Origin of the sequence: Pseudomonas sp. Ag1 (assembly GCF_000278565.1) — a bacterium.
Lineage (GTDB): Bacteria > Pseudomonadota > Gammaproteobacteria > Pseudomonadales > Pseudomonadaceae > Aquipseudomonas.
In genome coordinates, this window is sequence record NZ_AKVH01000108.1 from 172,812 (window position 1) to 189,010 (window position 16,199).

Genomic DNA, 16,199 nt, shown 5'->3' on the forward strand with positions numbered 1-16,199 from the left:
ATGAGTGGCAACTTCCTCGCCCTGGCGCAGCCGGGCGTGCAACAACTGTCGCCTTACGTTCCGGGCAAGCCTGTGGACGAGTTGGCGCGCGAGTTGAATCTGGATCCGTCGAAGATCGTAAAGCTGGCCAGTAACGAAAACCCGATGGGCCCAAGCCCCAAGGTGCTGGCCGCGATTCGTGAGGCGCTGGCCGAGCTGACCCGTTATCCCGATGGTAACGGCTTTGAGCTCAAGTCCCTGCTGGCGAAAAACTGCCGCGTTGATATCAACCAGGTGACCCTGGGTAACGGCTCCAACGATATTCTGGAGCTGGTCGGCCGCGCCTATCTGGCGCCGGGCTTGAACGCGGTGTTCAGCGAGCATGCATTTGCGGTCTATCCGATCGTCACTCAGGCCGTTGGCGCCGAGGCGCGTGTGATTCCTGCGAGAGACTGGGGTCATGACCTGCCAGCCATGCTGGCGGCCATCGATGACAATACTCGTGTCGTGTTTATCGCCAACCCGAACAACCCGACCGGCACCTGGTTCAGCGCCGAGGTGCTGGATAACTTCCTGCAGGACGTGCCGGAGCATGTACTGGTGGTGCTGGACGAGGCATACATCGAGTACGCCGAAGGCAGCGACTTGCCGGACGGCCTGGACTTCCTCGCGGCTTATCCGAACCTGCTGGTCTCGCGCACCTTCTCCAAGGCTTATGGCCTGGCGTCGCTGCGGGTCGGTTACGGCTTGTCCACTGCGGTGGTGGCCGATGTGTTGAACCGTGTGCGCCAGCCATTCAACGTCAACAGCCTCGCGCTGGCGGCGGCTTGCGCTGCGGTGCAGGACACCGAGTACCTGGAAGAAGGCCGTCGCCTCAACGAAAGCGGCATGCTGCAATTGCAGGAAGGCTTCCGTGAGCTGGGCCTGGGCTGGATTCCGTCCAAGGGCAACTTCATCTGCGTCGACCTCGGTCAAGTGGCGGCTCCTGTGTTCCAGGGCTTGCTGCGCGAGGGTGTGATCGTGCGTCCGGTGGCCAATTACGGCATGCCGAACCACCTGCGCATCACCATCGGTCTGCCTGCTGAAAACAGCCGCTTCCTCGAAGCGCTGGCCAAGGTTCTGGCTCGTGGTTGATGTCACTGCATTGCAACCTGCTGTACCTATGATCGGTCGCCTGGTGGTGGTCGGTTTGGGATTGATCGGCGGCTCCTTTGCGAAGGGCCTGCGGGAAAGCGGCCTGTGTGGCGAAGTGGTCGGTGTGGACCTGGACCCGCAATCGCGCAAGTTGGCGGTGGAGTTGGGTGTGGTGGACCGTTGCGAGGCTGACCTCGCTGTAGCCTGCCAGGGCGCGGATGTCATTCAGCTGGCGGTGCCGATCCTGGCCATGGAGAAGTTGCTGGCGCTGTTGGCCGGCATGGATCTGGGCCAGGCAATCCTGACCGATGTCGGTAGTGCCAAGGGCAATGTGGTACGTGCGGCGCGGCTGGCCTTTGGTGGCATGCCTGCACGGTTTGTGCCCGGGCATCCGATTGCCGGGTCCGAGCAGAGCGGGGTGGAGGCGTCCAATGCGCAGCTGTTCCGTCGCCATAAAGTGATTCTGACACCACTGGATGAAACCGATCCTGCGGCACTGGCCGTGGTGGATCGGCTCTGGCGCGAGCTGGGGGCGGATGTCGAGCATATGCAGGTCGAGCGCCACGATGAAGTGCTGGCAGCGACCAGCCATCTGCCGCATTTGCTCGCATTTGGCCTGGTGGATTCGCTGGCCAAGCGCAACGAGAACCTCGAGATTTTCCGCTACGCCGCCGGTGGTTTCCGCGACTTTACCCGGATCGCCGGTAGTGATCCGGTGATGTGGCACGACATCTTCCTTGCCAACCGCGATGCGGTGTTGCGCACCCTGGACACGTTCCGCAGCGACCTCGACGCCTTGCGCGACGCGGTCGATGCTGGCGACGGGCACCAGTTGTTGGGCGTGTTCACCCGTGCGCGGGTGGCACGGGAGCATTTCAGCAAGATTCTGGCGCGTCGGGCCTATATGGATGCTGCAGTAAACGCGGATGACCTGGTGTTTCTCGCCAGTCCCGGTGGCCGCTTGAGCGGGCAGATCCGCGTGCCTGGGGATAAGTCGATCTCCCATCGCTCGATCATGCTCGGTTCTCTGGCGGACGGTGTCACTGAGGTCGAAGGTTTTCTGGAGGGTGAGGACGCCCTGGCGACCTTGCAGGCGTTCCGCGACATGGGCGTGGTGATTGAAGGCCCGCACCATGGGCGCGTCACCATCCACGGGGTTGGCCTGCATGGCTTGAAGCCGGCGCCAGGTCCGATCTATCTGGGTAACTCCGGCACCTCCATGCGGTTGTTGTCCGGTTTGCTGGCGGCCCAGCGCTTCGACAGTGTGTTGACGGGGGACGCCTCGCTGTCCAAGCGCCCGATGAATCGCGTGGCCAAGCCATTGCGCGCAATGGGCGCGGTGATCGAGACCGGGCCGGAAGGGCGCCCGCCGCTGACCATTCGTGGCGGCCAGGCACTCAAGGGGCTGACCTACGCATTGCCGATGGCCAGCGCTCAGGTCAAGTCCTGCCTGTTGTTGGCCGGGTTGTATGCCGAGGGTAAAACCTCGATTACCGAACCGGCGCCGACCCGCGACCATACCGAGCGGATGTTGCGCGGTTTTGGGTATCCGGTGGACGTGGCGGGCGCTACGGCTGCGGTCGAGTCGGGCCATGCGTTGACCGCGACCCATATTGAGGTGCCTGGGGATATTTCCTCCTCGGCGTTCTTTCTGGTGGCGGCTTCAATCGCCGAAGGCTCCGAGCTGTTGCTTGAACATGTGGGTATCAATCCGACCCGTACCGGCGTGATCGATATCCTGCGACTGATGGGCGCGGACATCACCCTGGAAAACCAACGGGAAGTGGGTGGTGAGCCGGTCGCTGATTTGCGTGTTCGTGCGGCGCCGTTGAAGGGGATCGAGATTCCTGAAGCCCTGGTCCCGCTGGCTATCGATGAGTTCCCGGTGTTGTTCGTGGCTGCGGCGTGCGCCGAAGGCCGGACGGTATTGCGTGGGGCAGAGGAGCTGCGGGTCAAGGAGTCCGACCGGATCCAGGTCATGGCCGACGGTCTGCTTGCGCTGGGCGTGAAGTGTGAACCGACACCTGATGGGATTATTATCGATGGTGGCGTGATCGGCGGTGGTGAAGTCCACGCCCATGGCGATCACCGGATTGCCATGGCCTTCAGCGTGGCTTCCCTGCGAGCGGCTGCGCCGATTCGTATCCATGACTGTGCCAACGTGGCTACGTCTTTTCCGAATTTTCTTACACTGTGTGCCCAAGTCGGCATCCGTGTTGCCCAAGAGGCTCAATTGTGAATATCAAAGCACCGGTGATTACCATCGACGGGCCAAGTGGCTCGGGCAAGGGCACGATCGCCGGCATCCTGGCCAAGCGCCTGGGCTGGTGCCTGCTGGATTCCGGGGCGCTATACCGCTTGCTGGCCTTTGCCGCCCGCAACCATGGTGTCGACCTGACCAACGAAGAATCGCTGAAGCTGCTGGCTGCGCATCTTGACGTGCAGTTCGTCGGGGCGACCGAAGGTCATCCCCAGCGCATCATCCTGGAAGGGGACGATGTGACCGACGACCTGCGTAACGAGCAGGTCGGCTCCTGGGCTTCCCAGGTCGCCGCATTGCCGGCGGTGCGCGATGCTTTGCTGCAGCGCCAGCGGGCTTTCCAGGAACCGCCGGGTCTGGTGGCCGATGGCCGCGACATGGGCACGGTGGTCTTCCCCGAGGCGCCGCTGAAGATTTTCCTCACGGCCAGCGCCGAGGAGCGGGCCCGTCGCCGTTACTTGCAGTTGAAGGGCAAAGTCGATGGTGTTAGTCTGTCGAGTCTGCTAGATGAGATCCGTGCACGCGATGAGCGTGATACCCAGCGTGCGGTAGCCCCGCTCAAGCCGGCGGCTGACGCCATACAGCTGGATTCCACGGAGTTGTCCATCGAGCAGGTGCTGGAACGCATCTTGAGTGAGATCGCCATTCGCGATATCGCCGGGTGACCAAGAAGGCCGCAGGGGACCAGTCATAGTCCTGTGGTGCTTCTTTTAATTGAAACTGACCCACACCGTCTGGGGTGTGGAGATGGGCGTATTCTTCGCCCTTATCAACAGGAATTAAAATGAGCGAAAGCTTTGCGGAACTCTTTGAAGAAAGCCTAAAAACCCTGAACCTTCAGGCAGGCTCCATCATCACCGGTGTTATCGTTGATATCGATTACCAAGCTCGCTGGGTAACCGTTCACGCTGGTCTGAAGTCTGAAGCTCTGATCCCGCTGGAACAGTTCTACAACGATGCTGGTGACCTGACTATCAATGTCGGTGACGAAGTTCACGTTGCTCTGGACTCGGTTGAAGACGGTTTCGGTGAAACCAAGCTGTCCCGTGAAAAAGCCAAGCGCGCTGAATGCTGGATTGTTCTCGAAGCAGCCTTCGCAGCTGAAGAAGTGGTCAAGGGCGTTATCAACGGTAAGGTTAAAGGCGGCTTCACTGTCGACGTTAACGGCATCCGTGCGTTCCTGCCAGGTTCTTTGGTCGACGTTCGTCCTGTGCGCGACACCACGCACCTGGAAGGCAAGGAACTCGAATTCAAGGTCATCAAGCTCGACCAGAAGCGCAACAACGTTGTCGTTTCCCGTCGCAGCGTCCTGGAAGCAGAGAACTCCGCCGAGCGTGAAGCTCTGCTGGAATCCCTGCAGGAAGGCCAACAAGTCAAAGGTATCGTCAAAAACCTCACCGATTACGGCGCATTCGTCGATCTGGGTGGCGTCGACGGCCTGCTGCACATTACCGACATGGCTTGGAAGCGTATCAAGCATCCATCGGAAATCGTCAACGTTGGCGACGAGATCGATGTCAAGGTTCTGAAGTACGATCGTGAGCGCAACCGTGTTTCCCTGGGCTTGAAGCAGCTGGGCGAAGATCCATGGGTCGCTATCAAGGCTCGTTACCCAGAAAGCACTCGCGTCACCGCGCGTGTTACCAACCTGACCGACTACGGCTGCTTTGCAGAGCTGGAAGAAGGCGTGGAAGGCCTGGTACACGTTTCCGAAATGGACTGGACCAACAAGAACATCCATCCTTCGAAAGTCGTACAAGTCGGCGACGAAGTGGAAGTTATGGTTCTGGACATCGACGAAGAGCGTCGTCGTATCTCCCTCGGCATCAAGCAGTGCAAATCTAACCCATGGGAAGATTTCTCTGGCCAGTTCAACAAGGGCGATAAAATCTCCGGCACCATCAAGTCGATCACCGATTTCGGTATCTTCATTGGTCTGGACGGCGGCATCGACGGTCTGGTTCACCTGTCCGACATCTCCTGGAACGAAGTTGGCGAAGAAGCTGTTCGTCGTTTCAAGAAGGGCGACGAGCTGGACACCGTTATCCTGTCGGTTGACCCAGAGCGCGAGCGCATCTCCCTGGGTATCAAGCAACTGGAAAGCGATCCGTTCTCCGAGTACGTTCAAGAGAACGACAAAGGCGCAATCGTTAAAGGCATCGTGAAGGAAGTTGACGCTAAAGGCGCCATCATCACTCTGGCCGACGATATCGAAGCGACTCTGAAAGCCTCCGAAATCAGCCGTGACCGCGTTGAAGACGCGCGCAACGTTCTGAAAGAAGGCGAAGAAGTAGAAGCCAAGATCATCAGCGTTGACCGCAAGAGCCGCGTAATCCAGCTCTCCATCAAGTCGAAAGACGATGCTGAAGAGAAAGAAGCCATCCAGAGCCTGCGCGACAAGCCAGCTACCTCTGAGCCTTCTGCTGGTCCTACCACTCTGGGCGACCTGCTGCGTGCACAAATGGAAAAGCAGAACTAAGTTCTGTCAGACCATAGAAAAAGGGCGACTTCGGTCGCCCTTTTTTGTGCCTGGGATTTAGTGTTGTGCGCAACGTCGCCTTGGTGTTCTGCAGGTGGAGCGCTGTGGTCACGCTGGCAGCGCATTGGCTCCTGTAGGCTCTATCTGGCAGTGATCGCCGTGGAGTGGCTTCAGTGAAGCTGAGCGGCGGCTAGTGGCCGTGCGGCGCAATGCCAACTCTCATCGAGTTACGCCCCAACTCTTTGAATATAAGTCAATACTTGGGCTGTTCAAATTCCTCCGGTCATGCTAAAACCTTCGAAGCGCTTTTCCTAGCTGCTTGAAAAAGAAGGGAAAAATATGACGAAGTCGGAGTTGATCGAACGAATTGTCACCCATCAAGGGCTGCTCTCATCCAAGGATGTGGAGCTGGCCATCAAGACCATGCTTGAGCAGATGTCCCAATGTCTGGCTACCGGCGATCGGATTGAAATTCGTGGGTTTGGTAGCTTCTCGCTGCACTATCGTGCGCCTCGTGTGGGTCGCAACCCAAAAACCGGGCAGTCCGTCAGCCTTGACGGCAAGTTCGTGCCTCATTTCAAGCCGGGCAAGGAATTGCGCGATCGGGTGAACGAAGACGAAGAAGAAAGCGTCTGAGTGTTTTTGGGGTAGGAGAAGGTTATGCGTGGGGTTAAGCGCGTTGTTCTGGTGCTGGCTATGCTAATTGTCGTGCTGGCAGTGTTGGGGTTCGTGCTGGAAAACCAGCAGGGCGCGTCTCTTTCATTCCTGGGCTGGGTGACCGGGCAGATGCCGGTGTCGGTGTTTGTGGTCGTGGCCTTGATAATTGGAATGCTGCTGGGACCGCTGTTTAGTGTCATCGTTGGGTGGGGCCGACGTCAAAAGTCCATGCCCGCAAGGCGTGGGTAGAGCTTCCATGGTTATTGTGTCACTCGCGAGCCGTTCGTCGGATTTTTCTGGTGCGGTGCGCATCGGTTACGTCGAGTGATCGGTATGTGGTAAGTCCGGCGATACCACTGACTATTGTTTCGCGGCTACGAAATTTGCTTTTCTGCCCTTTTCGGACGGCCTATATAAGGGTTGTCCCTATCTGTGTAGGAAGACTCCTACAGATATGTCAAGACTTGTAATATGTCAGTGAGATGGCAAAATGGAATCTGTTCTCGATAACAGGCATTTTGTGCGCTAAAGTCCGGCAGCGACGCTGGGTTTTTTCGGCCATATAACTAAAATAAAAATACACAATCTTGTCTGCATAACGAGCCCGCAGTTTCTCTTTGAAGGCAGGTTTTTGTTGTGAGTAGTAGCTTCCGTGCTCCCCCGGTTCGATCGTCCGACGAAATTGATTTTGTGCGACTTTTCGCGTCTGTCTGGCAACAAAAAAAACTTCTGCTTTTCGTCACTCTCGGGGCGGGATTGATTGCGGCGTCCTACGCATTTTTAGCTGCCCCTGTATATAAGGTCAGCACGGTTTTGCGGCCTGCGGCGATTAATGATTTGGATGCGCTAAATCGATCAGAGATATATCAGCTTCCTCCGGCTGACGCGCTCCTCAAAGTGGGCGCAGCGCTCGACTCTTATGATACGCGCCTGAGCTATTTCAAGAAAAACCAGAAGCTTTTCGAGAAATTTGTTCGTCCTGGGCAGACTCTGGAGCAGAGTTTTCAGGAGTTCAATCATGACTCTATTCGTTTGATTCTTCCTGATGCAGATAAGAAAAACTCGCTGAGTTCTTACATCAAGCTCGAGATGATGTATCCGAAAGGCGTCGACGGCGTCTCTATTCTTAATGGCTTTGTCGACTACGCTATCGAAAGTGAGCGCGAACGCGTCACGGCTGATTTGAATGTGATCGTTAAAAACCGTTTGAGGGAGCTTAAAGGCAAGCTCGATTCGGCTCGCTCAAACTACGATATTGAAAAAGAAGCCAAAATAGCGTCATTGCGAGAAGCTGACTCGTTGAAACGCGCGCAATTGCAGGATGAGTTGAAGGCGCTGCGTTCTCAGTTGAAAACCTTGCGTAGCGACCGTATTGCTCAGCTGAATGAGGCTATAGGGATTGCCCGTTCCCTGGGCATTCAAAAGCCGGCTACGCCTTCTTCACTTGGTGAATCGGCCGTGACGAACGCTGGTAGCGTGATGCGTACGGAGGTGAACAACCAGCAGATCCCACTTTATTTTATGGGGGTAGATGCGCTTAAGGCTGAGCTTGCTGCATTGCAGTCACGCAAGTCGGATGATTTTACCGAGTCGCGCATCGCTCAAATCGCCAAGGAACTTCAGTTGCTCGCATCCAACCGAGAGATTGAGGTCCTGGATGCTCGAAAAAATGAAGATATCTTTCTTGCGGGCGTTCAACCGTTGAGAACAGAGATTTTCCGTTTGAGTAGCCTGAATATCGACCTGGCGAAGCTGCGGCTGGTGAGTATTGACCAGCAGGCCCTTGAGCCGTTGGTTCCGTCGAGTCCGAATCGTCCATTGATCATTTTTCTTGGCCTGCTCCTGGGGGCGATTGTCGCGATTGGTATTGCGTTGGTCAGGCAGGGGTTACGTGCTGTTCGCGACAATGCAGAACGCGATGGGCACGAGCCGGCAGGCTCACTTCTCCATTCGGTCGCTCAGTTGGATCGGCAACAAGAGCCTGGCAATAAGTTAAACCGAAAATAACTCCAAGGCCGTGAAGCTTTTGGCTTCACGCGTTTTCCCCTCGGGGCCGTATTTCTTGCTTTCATACGGAACCTGCATTACGTGCTTGCGCAACTGTGAACCGCCGAGGGGCATTCCTGGGTGGTTTCTCGGCTATCAAAAGTTACTAAGCTTTGCGTCGAGTCTTCATGGCGTTTCGGCATTTGATCTTTGTTTACTTGTGCGGGCGTCAAGCGTCCTGCACAGGTTTGTATTGTTGGTTTAATAGTTGATGGTGCACCGCCTAATACGGTTTGATGTGGATTTTTATGTGCGGTCTCCAGGTTAATGGCTTATGGCTAGTATTGGTTCGGAATTTGATAAGGGCGTCCCGTTCGGCCAGGTCGGTCGTGCAGAGTGCGCTGGCGATTAGTAACGAGCTGCATGGCACAGTCGGGCGTGGGCCCAATTGCGATCTCGGATAGGTCGGGTTCCTGTGGGGCAATAACCAAAAGCCCAATTTCAATGAGAGGTTGCGACGCACCATTGCGGTGAAGCGACTCACCGCAATGGTGCGGTAAAACGTTGTCCTGTCCTGAACTGAGTGGGGGATGATGGGGTCTCATGGGGCGTGTGGTTGAGCCAGCCAGGCGTTATGTTGGCACGCTTGTTGATGATATGCTGCGCTGCAAAGCAGAGGCGGTTGCAGTTGGAGCGGCGAAAACTCGCTTGCGCGTAATCGGTAGGTCAGGCAGGGGCATGGCAGCGTTGCTGGTTTCCAGACTGATTCTCTGACTAAATAATGATATGGAATCGTTGGTAATCTAATGACTTTAAAGATCTTGAGTGTTTTCGGTACGCGACCGGAAGCTATAAAAATGGCTCCATTAGCTTTAGCGTTGAATGCAGATGAGCGTTTTGAGGCCAAAATCTGCGTCACGGGTCAACACCGTGAAATGCTGGATCAAGTGTTAGAGTTATTTAAACTTGAACCTGACTTTGATCTTAATATCATGAAGTCGGGTCAAGACCTTACCGACGTGACAACTGGTATTCTTCAGGGAATGAAAGAGGTCTTCCGGACTTATCGGCCGGATATTGTCTTGGTGCATGGTGATACCGCTACGACCTTTGCAACTACATTGGCGGCGTACTATCAGCAAATTCCTGTGGCTCATATCGAAGCTGGGCTTCGCACCGGAAATTTATATTCTCCCTGGCCGGAAGAGGCCAATCGAAAGTTGACGGGAGCACTCGCGCTTCTTCACTTCGCTCCTACTGAACGATCGCAACAGAATTTACTGCGTGAAGGGGTGTCACCTGACGCGATTCATGTGACTGGGAATACTGTAATCGACGCTCTGCTTGAGGTCGTACAGAAGCTCGAGACCAATGACCAGTTAAAACAGAAGTTCTCCGAGCAGTTCGCATTTTTACCTGCTCAACGCCGCGTCATCCTTGTGACAGGGCATCGGCGTGAAAGCTTCGGCGATGGATTCGAAAGGATCTGCAGTTCGTTGGCTTCGATTGCCCATGAGTTTGATGATGTGGAGATCGTGTACCCCGTTCATTTGAATCCAAATGTCCGTGAACCGGTCAACCGTTTGTTGGCTGGTATAAAAAATATTCACCTCATCGAACCATTGGATTATCTACCTTTTGTCTATTTGATGAATCGGTCGTACTTGATTCTGACGGACTCCGGTGGTGTGCAGGAAGAGGCACCTTCTTTGGGCAAGCCCGTGCTGGTCATGCGGGACACTACCGAGCGGCCTGAGGCGATTGAGGCGGGTACCGTTAGATTGGTCGGTACAGAGAAGGACAAGATAGTTCACCACTTGCGTGAGCTTTTACTTGATCAGAAGGCTTACGAGGAGATGAGCGTTGCTCATAATCCTTATGGTGACGGTCACGCCTGCATGCGTATTGTTAATGCTCTAGCCACTTTCAAAAATTAAGGTTTGGTCATGGATTTTTCCACTATTTCTGTAATTGGTTTGGGCTATATCGGTTTGCCAACCGCAGCCGTTTTTGCTGCGCGAAAGTTAAAGGTCATTGGTGTCGACGTTAATCAAAAGGCCGTCGATACGATCAACGGCGGACAGATTCATATCGTTGAGCCTGATTTGGACATAGTCGTGCACGCGGCCGTGACCGAGGGGTATCTGCGCGCCAGTACACGACCTGAGCCGGCGGACGCCTTCTTGATTGCGGTGCCCACTCCTTTCAAGGATGGTCATGCTCCGGACCTTTCTTACATTGAGTCCGCAAGCAAATCCATTGCGCCAGTATTGAAAAAGGGTGATCTGGTCATCCTCGAGTCCACTTCTCCCGTGGGTGCGACTGAAAAGATGTCGGCATGGCTGGCTGAAGCACGCCCTGACCTGACGTTCCCGCAGACCCATGGCGAGGCGTCGGACATTCGCGTGGCTCACTGCCCTGAGCGCGTGCTTCCCGGTCACGTGTTGCGCGAGTTGGTACAGAATGATCGCGTCATCGGCGGGATGACACCCAAGTGCTCAGAAGCCGCCACACGTCTGTACAAATTGTTTGTAGAGGGCGAGTGCATTATCACCAACGCCCGAACAGCAGAAATGTGCAAGTTGACCGAGAACAGCTTTCGCGATGTGAATATTGCCTTCGCGAACGAATTGTCGATGATATGCGATAAGTTCGATGTCGATGTGTGGGAGCTTATCAAGCTCGCCAACCGGCACCCTCGCGTCAATATCCTCCAACCAGGACCTGGCGTGGGTGGGCATTGCATCGCCGTCGACCCTTGGTTCATCGTTAGTCAGGCTGAAGGCCAGGCGAAACTGATCCAAACTGCACGCGAAGTCAATGACTCAAAACCGTCGTGGGTTATGGAGAAAGTTGATGCTGCTGTGGCCGATCATCTGTCGAGTCACCCCGGGAAGTCGGAAAAAGACATTGTTATCGCGTGCTTCGGCCTGGCATTCAAACCTGATATTGACGACCTGCGGGAAAGTCCATCTCTGGAAATTACGAAAAATATCTCAAGCCGGCACGCCGGGAAGGTTATTGTCGTAGAACCTAATATTGATTCTCTGCCTGCGACGTTGCCGAACGCTGAGTTGTGCACAATAGAAGAAGCGTTTGAGCGCGCGGATGTCTTGTTGTTACTGGTGGATCACAAGCCATTCAAAAGTGTTTCTTCTTCACTTCTCGAGGGTCGCCGGATTGTTGATACCCGGGGAATCTGGCTTGTATGAAAATTCTTCCGGTTATTATGTCTGGAGGCTCGGGAACGAGACTCTGGCCGCTTAGCAGAACTCTTTACCCGAAGCAGTTTCTGGCAATTTCGGGGCGGGAGACGTTGTTTCAGCAGGCGATTGCCCGACTGTTGAAGATTGACGGTCAAGGCTCGGATTTATTGGCTCCATGCATCGTTGCCAACGATGAGCATCGTTTCCTGTGTCTCGACCAGATCCGGGAAATGAACGTTTCTAAAGCTGTTGTCATTCTTGAACCGGTAGGACGCAATACGGCCCCTGCGCTTACGTTGGCGGCGCTTTATGCGCGCGATGAGGTGGGAGAGGAGATTGACCCGGTTCTGGTCGTTGTCCCGGCCGACCAGATGATTCTCGATATTCAAGCTTTTACTGACACGGTCAGTAAAGCGGTCGATGTTGCGAAAGACGGCAGCATTGTGATCTTGGGGATTACGCCTGATCGCCCTGAGACGGGTTATGGTTATATCCACTCGGCAGATCCCTCTACCGTCAAGAGGGTGGATGCGTTTGTTGAAAAGCCTGAGCGGACAACCGCAGAAAAATACCTGGAAGATGGAAGCTATTTCTGGAATAGCGGTATTTTTGTGCTGCGCGCGTCAGTCTGGTTGAAAGCACTGGGCGCGTTCAGAAGTGACATCTTCGATGCCACTGAGGCCGCGTGGAAGGGCCGAGTTGAAGATAATGGGTTTATTCGACCACAACTTGACGCGTTTTCCCTGATACCGCCTGAGTCGATTGACTATGCCGTGATCGAGCATTGCGCGAAAACGCCTTCAGCTGGCCTGACGTTGAAAATGCTCACGATGGATGCCGGTTGGTCTGACCTTGGAGCATGGGATGCTGTTTGGCGTTCGAGTGAAAAGGACGAAAAACAAAACGCTACCCATGGCGACGTAATAATAGACTCCAGCTCCAATACATTGGTTTACGCCTCTCACCGTTTGGTAACGGCCGTGGGGCTTGAAAATATTGTTATCGTCGAGACGCCTGATGCCGTATTGGTTGCGGATAAAGATCGTAGCCAGGGTGTGAAGGCTATTGTCGAAGCGTTGAATATCAAGGCCAGGCCAGAATCAAAGCTTCATCGTCGTGTTCATCGCCCATGGGGCTGGTACGACAGCATAGATTCGGGCTCGCGCTTTCAGGTGAAGCGGATATTGGTGAAGCCGAAAGCAACCTTGAGTTTGCAGAAGCATTACCATCGGGCGGAGCATTGGATTGTTGTGTCTGGCACCGCTGAAGTCACCTGTGAAGATCGTGTTTTTCAGCTGAACGAAAACCAGAGTACTTATATCCCTATTGGCCATGTTCATCGCCTTTCCAATCCTGGCACCATTCCTCTTGAGATCATAGAGGTGCAGTCGGGAACGTACTTGGGTGAGGATGATATTGTTCGATTTGACGATACCTATGGACGTGTTTAAGGCTTAAATTTTTAGGAGTTGTACAGATGCAGAAGCATGCGCTGGTTACTGGTGTTACAGGTCAGGATGGGGCTTACCTTGTCGAACTGCTGCTGTCCAAGGGTTATAAGGTCTATGGCGCCTATCGCCGCACAAGTTCTGTAAGTTTCTGGCGATTAGAGGAACTTGGTGTTTTTGGGCATGATGATCTTCATCTTGTCGAATTTGATTTGACTGATCTCTCCGGAACTATTCGTTTAATTCAGAATTGCGCCCCGGACGAGGTTTATAACCTGGCGGCTCAAAGCTTCGTAGGCGTTTCCTTCGATCAGCCAATTACAACCGCGCAGATTACCGGAGTCGGTGCGCTTAATTTGCTCGAAGCGATCCGAATAGTAAATCCGAAGATTCGTTTCTATCAAGCTTCGACATCTGAAATGTTCGGGCTGGTACAGGCTGTTCCTCAATCTGAAAGCACGCCTTTCTACCCACGCAGCCCTTACGGTGTTGCGAAGTTGTTTGCGCATTGGACAACCATCAACTATCGCGAATCATATGATATTTTTGCCACCAGCGGCATTCTGTTCAATCATGAGTCTCCGCTGCGAGGAAAAGAGTTTGTTACTCGTAAAATTACCGATGCTGTCGCCAGTATCGAAATGGGCGAGCAGCAAGTGCTGGAACTCGGAAACATGGATGCCAAGCGCGACTGGGGTTTCGCTAAAGAGTATGTAGATGGCATGCACCGGATGTTGCAGATCGACACACCGGAAACATTTGTGCTTGCTACCAACCGCACTGAAACCGTTCGTGATTTTGTTGCCATGAGCTTCAAGGCCGTAGGGGTTGATATCGATTGGTCTGGAAGTGGCGAGAACGAATTCGGCGTTGACCGTCGTACCGGCATCACCCGGGTAAAAGTTAACCCACGCTTCTATCGACCCGCGGAAGTCGAGTTGTTGATTGGCGACGCTTCGTTTGCAAAAGAGCGGTTAGGCTGGAAACCAGAAACGACGCTGGAGCAACTGTGCCAGCTGATGGTTGAAGCTGACTTGAGAAGGGTTCGCAATGGCACTTCAAAGTAAAGATCGGACAGTACTGATTACAGGGCTCTCGGGTTTTACTGGAAAGCATTTGGCGCAAAGCCTCACCAAGGCCGGCTGGCGGGTTGCCGGCCTTGGTGGGGAGCGCCTGGCCTGTGAGTTTGACCACTTGGATGCGGACCTGAATGACACGGCGCGACTCAGTGGTTGGATAAAGCAGGTTCAGCCCACCCATGTTATTCACTTGGCCGCGCTGGCGCATGTCACCAGCAGCGATGCCTTGTCATATTACCGAGTCAATGTATTGGGTACAGAAAGCCTTCTTAATGCGATTAAGGAGGCTGAGGTGGTCGTTGAAAAAATCATCATTGCGAGCAGTGCAAACATTTACGGGAACGCTATTTCATCGCCCATTTCAGAAAGCAGTGAACCGCAGCCCGTTAATCATTACGCACTGAGCAAGCTGACGATGGAGGCCCTCGTTCGCAAGTGGTTCTCTCGTATGCCTATATTGGTGGTACGGCCATTCAATTACACTGGACCCGGCCAGTCGGAGTCATTCGTTTTCTCCAAGATCGTGGGCGCATTTGCCCGTGGAGAAAAGGAACTCAGATTGGGCAATCTGGATGTATCCCGCGACTTGTCTGATGTCGGTTTTGTGGTGGAGGCCTATTCAAGGCTGTTGACGTCCAATCAACGTGGTGAGTTTATAAATATCTGCTCGGGGCGCAGCATTTCCTTACTGAGCGTGATTGATGAAATGGAACAGATTGCAGGTTATCGGCCAACGATAACAGTTGATCCTGCCTTTGTCAGGGAAGATGAAGTTAAAGAGCTTTATGGTAGTCCGGCCAAGCTCTTTGATGTGGTAGGCGAAATTAATGTGCCTAGTTTGCACGATACATTGTTGTCAATGTATCAGCAGAAGGCACGTGTTTAATACGGTTGGCAAGTAACGGGTTGGTGCACTGTGCGTATATGTTTTTTTGCTAATATGTCCGCTCACGCTAATTGGCGCGAGATGTTTGATAAAGTTGAGTTTTATCGGGTTGATATTCGAATTCTCAAGGAGCTCGGACACGAAGTCGTTCTGTCTGGGACGCCGGGCACTCTAGATTGGAAGGCTGATCTCTATTTTTGCTGGTGGTGGGGGCATTCACCATTTCCGTTGCTCGCCGGAAAGCTACGTCGTCGTCCGGTGATCGTAACTGGCGCTTTTGACTACTCCACCTGCCGGAAGGAAATTCCGGGTCTTTGCTATCTGGATCGCCCGTTATGGCAGAAGGCGGTACTGCGCACCTCGTTGTTATTAGCCGATCGAAACTTGTTTATCTCACGCTCTGAGTGTGAAGAGGTTACATCTAACCTGCCGGTTAGGAACCCGGTGTACGCGACGCTGGCGATTGATACGGATTACTATTCTCCTGGCGAGCTTTCAGCGGTCGAATCGGATTATTTTTTTACAGTGACCTGGACAAGTCGTACAAACGCCATTCGTAAGGGACTCATTCCGACGATAGAAGCGTTCGCAAAAGTTTCGTCTCATTCAAGTCATCTTCGACTTGTCGTTGCTGGTAAGCACGGCGATTACCTGCAGGAACTAAAAGATTTGGCGCAGCGCCTGGGTGTAGCAGACAAGGTGGAGTTTGTCGGGATGATTTCCGATGAGGAGAAATTGCATCATTACAGGAATTGCCTAGCTTATGTTCAACCGACACTCTATGAAGGTTTTGGACATGCGATCGGCGAAGCGCTGGCGTGTGGCGCGCGGGTAATCACCTCGCCACGGGGCGCGGTGCCGGAAGTCGCAGGCGACTTCGCTTACTGGGTTCAGCCAGATAGCCAGGAGGAAATTGCAGCGGCCATGGCGGCAGTTGTGGCGACACCGGTTTGTGCTGAAGACGCCAAAGCCAGGCATCAGTGGATTTCCTCGAATTATTCCATCGCGGCCCGTCGTGTGGCGCTTAAGAGTGTTCTGGATTCCTTATCACCGGTGAAATAAATGAGAGCGTCGTTGAGAATATT

At 54.1% G+C, this 16,199-nt stretch carries 13 protein-coding genes; all 13 read left to right on the forward strand.

The features are described 5' to 3' along the window. The 13 genes from hisC to A462_RS34960 all read left to right on the forward strand — a co-directional run bounded on the left by hisC (position 1) and on the right by A462_RS34960 (position 16,176). Positions 1–1,113 carry a histidinol-phosphate transaminase gene (hisC, locus tag A462_RS07755; protein ID WP_008437685.1) on the forward strand — a complete coding sequence of 371 codons (1,113 nt, stop codon included), beginning with the start codon at positions 1–3 and terminating at the stop codon, positions 1,111–1,113. 28 nt (positions 1,114–1,141) lie between these two features. Further along, on the forward strand, positions 1,142–3,352 hold the full coding sequence (locus A462_RS07750) for a bifunctional prephenate dehydrogenase/3-phosphoshikimate 1-carboxyvinyltransferase (RefSeq protein WP_008437686.1): 2,211 nt from the start codon (positions 1,142–1,144) through the stop codon (positions 3,350–3,352). Next, a complete protein-coding gene (gene cmk, locus A462_RS07745) occupies positions 3,349–4,038 on the forward strand; it encodes a (d)CMP kinase (RefSeq protein ID WP_003172653.1) in 690 nt (229 codons plus the stop codon). The genes A462_RS07750 and cmk overlap by 4 nt, the downstream gene beginning before the upstream one ends. Positions 4,039–4,157: 119 nt before the next feature. Continuing rightward, positions 4,158–5,852, forward strand: a complete 1,695-nt coding sequence (gene rpsA / locus A462_RS07740; RefSeq protein WP_003218806.1) for a 30S ribosomal protein S1 — start codon at positions 4,158–4,160, stop codon at positions 5,850–5,852. A gap of 339 nt (positions 5,853–6,191) precedes the next feature. Continuing rightward, positions 6,192–6,488, forward strand: coding sequence for an integration host factor subunit beta (gene ihfB, locus A462_RS07735; protein ID WP_008437689.1), 297 nt, complete (start codon positions 6,192–6,194; stop codon positions 6,486–6,488). 24 nt (positions 6,489–6,512) lie between these two features. Continuing rightward, a complete protein-coding gene (locus A462_RS07730; protein WP_008437692.1) occupies positions 6,513–6,758 on the forward strand; it encodes a lipopolysaccharide assembly protein LapA domain-containing protein in 246 nt (81 codons plus the stop codon). A 387-nt stretch (positions 6,759–7,145) separates the two neighbouring features. Further along, positions 7,146–8,516, forward strand: a complete 1,371-nt coding sequence (locus A462_RS07725) for a Wzz/FepE/Etk N-terminal domain-containing protein (RefSeq protein ID WP_174717776.1) — start codon at positions 7,146–7,148, stop codon at positions 8,514–8,516. A gap of 785 nt (positions 8,517–9,301) precedes the next feature. Further along, positions 9,302–10,432, forward strand: coding sequence for a non-hydrolyzing UDP-N-acetylglucosamine 2-epimerase (wecB, locus tag A462_RS07720; protein WP_008437695.1), 1,131 nt, complete (start codon positions 9,302–9,304; stop codon positions 10,430–10,432). A 9-nt stretch (positions 10,433–10,441) separates the two neighbouring features. Then, the gene (wecC, locus tag A462_RS07715) at positions 10,442–11,707 is read left to right on the forward strand and encodes a UDP-N-acetyl-D-mannosamine dehydrogenase (RefSeq protein ID WP_008437696.1); all 1,266 of its coding nucleotides are present in this window, start codon (positions 10,442–10,444) and stop codon (positions 11,705–11,707) included. After that, on the forward strand, positions 11,704–13,152 hold the full coding sequence (locus A462_RS07710; RefSeq protein ID WP_008437697.1) for a mannose-1-phosphate guanylyltransferase/mannose-6-phosphate isomerase: 1,449 nt from the start codon (positions 11,704–11,706) through the stop codon (positions 13,150–13,152). Before wecC ends, A462_RS07710 begins: the two co-directional genes overlap by 4 nt. Before the next feature lie 26 nt (positions 13,153–13,178). Next, positions 13,179–14,216: a GDP-mannose 4,6-dehydratase gene (gene gmd, locus A462_RS07705; RefSeq protein ID WP_008437698.1), complete on the forward strand. Its 1,038-nt coding sequence runs from the start codon at positions 13,179–13,181 to the stop codon at positions 14,214–14,216. Then, on the forward strand, positions 14,200–15,114 hold the full coding sequence (locus tag A462_RS07700; RefSeq protein WP_008437699.1) for a GDP-mannose 4,6-dehydratase: 915 nt from the start codon (positions 14,200–14,202) through the stop codon (positions 15,112–15,114). The genes gmd and A462_RS07700 overlap by 17 nt, the downstream gene beginning before the upstream one ends. A gap of 81 nt (positions 15,115–15,195) precedes the next feature. Further along, positions 15,196–16,176 carry a glycosyltransferase gene (locus A462_RS34960; protein WP_238544257.1) on the forward strand — a complete coding sequence of 327 codons (981 nt, stop codon included), beginning with the start codon at positions 15,196–15,198 and terminating at the stop codon, positions 16,174–16,176. Positions 16,177–16,199 lie beyond the last annotated feature (23 nt).

What these genes read in the sequence shown, in the direction of transcription:
- hisC (WP_008437685.1), top strand. Translation starts at nt 1, where the DNA reads ATGAGTGGCAACTTCCTCGCCCTGGCGCAGCCGGGCGTGCAACAACTG.
- A462_RS07750 (WP_008437686.1), top strand. Translation starts at nt 1,142, where the DNA reads ATGATCGGTCGCCTGGTGGTGGTCGGTTTGGGATTGATCGGCGGCTCC.
- rpsA (WP_003218806.1), top strand. Translation starts at nt 4,158, where the DNA reads ATGAGCGAAAGCTTTGCGGAACTCTTTGAAGAAAGCCTAAAAACCCTG.
- ihfB (WP_008437689.1), top strand. Translation starts at nt 6,192, where the DNA reads ATGACGAAGTCGGAGTTGATCGAACGAATTGTCACCCATCAAGGGCTG.
- A462_RS07730 (WP_008437692.1), top strand. Translation starts at nt 6,513, where the DNA reads ATGCGTGGGGTTAAGCGCGTTGTTCTGGTGCTGGCTATGCTAATTGTC.
- wecB (WP_008437695.1), top strand. Translation starts at nt 9,302, where the DNA reads ATGACTTTAAAGATCTTGAGTGTTTTCGGTACGCGACCGGAAGCTATA.
- wecC (WP_008437696.1), top strand. Translation starts at nt 10,442, where the DNA reads ATGGATTTTTCCACTATTTCTGTAATTGGTTTGGGCTATATCGGTTTG.
- A462_RS07710 (WP_008437697.1), top strand. Translation starts at nt 11,704, where the DNA reads ATGAAAATTCTTCCGGTTATTATGTCTGGAGGCTCGGGAACGAGACTC.
- gmd (WP_008437698.1), top strand. Translation starts at nt 13,179, where the DNA reads ATGCAGAAGCATGCGCTGGTTACTGGTGTTACAGGTCAGGATGGGGCT.
- A462_RS07700 (WP_008437699.1), top strand. Translation starts at nt 14,200, where the DNA reads ATGGCACTTCAAAGTAAAGATCGGACAGTACTGATTACAGGGCTCTCG.
- A462_RS34960 (WP_238544257.1), top strand. Translation starts at nt 15,196, where the DNA reads ATGTTTGATAAAGTTGAGTTTTATCGGGTTGATATTCGAATTCTCAAG.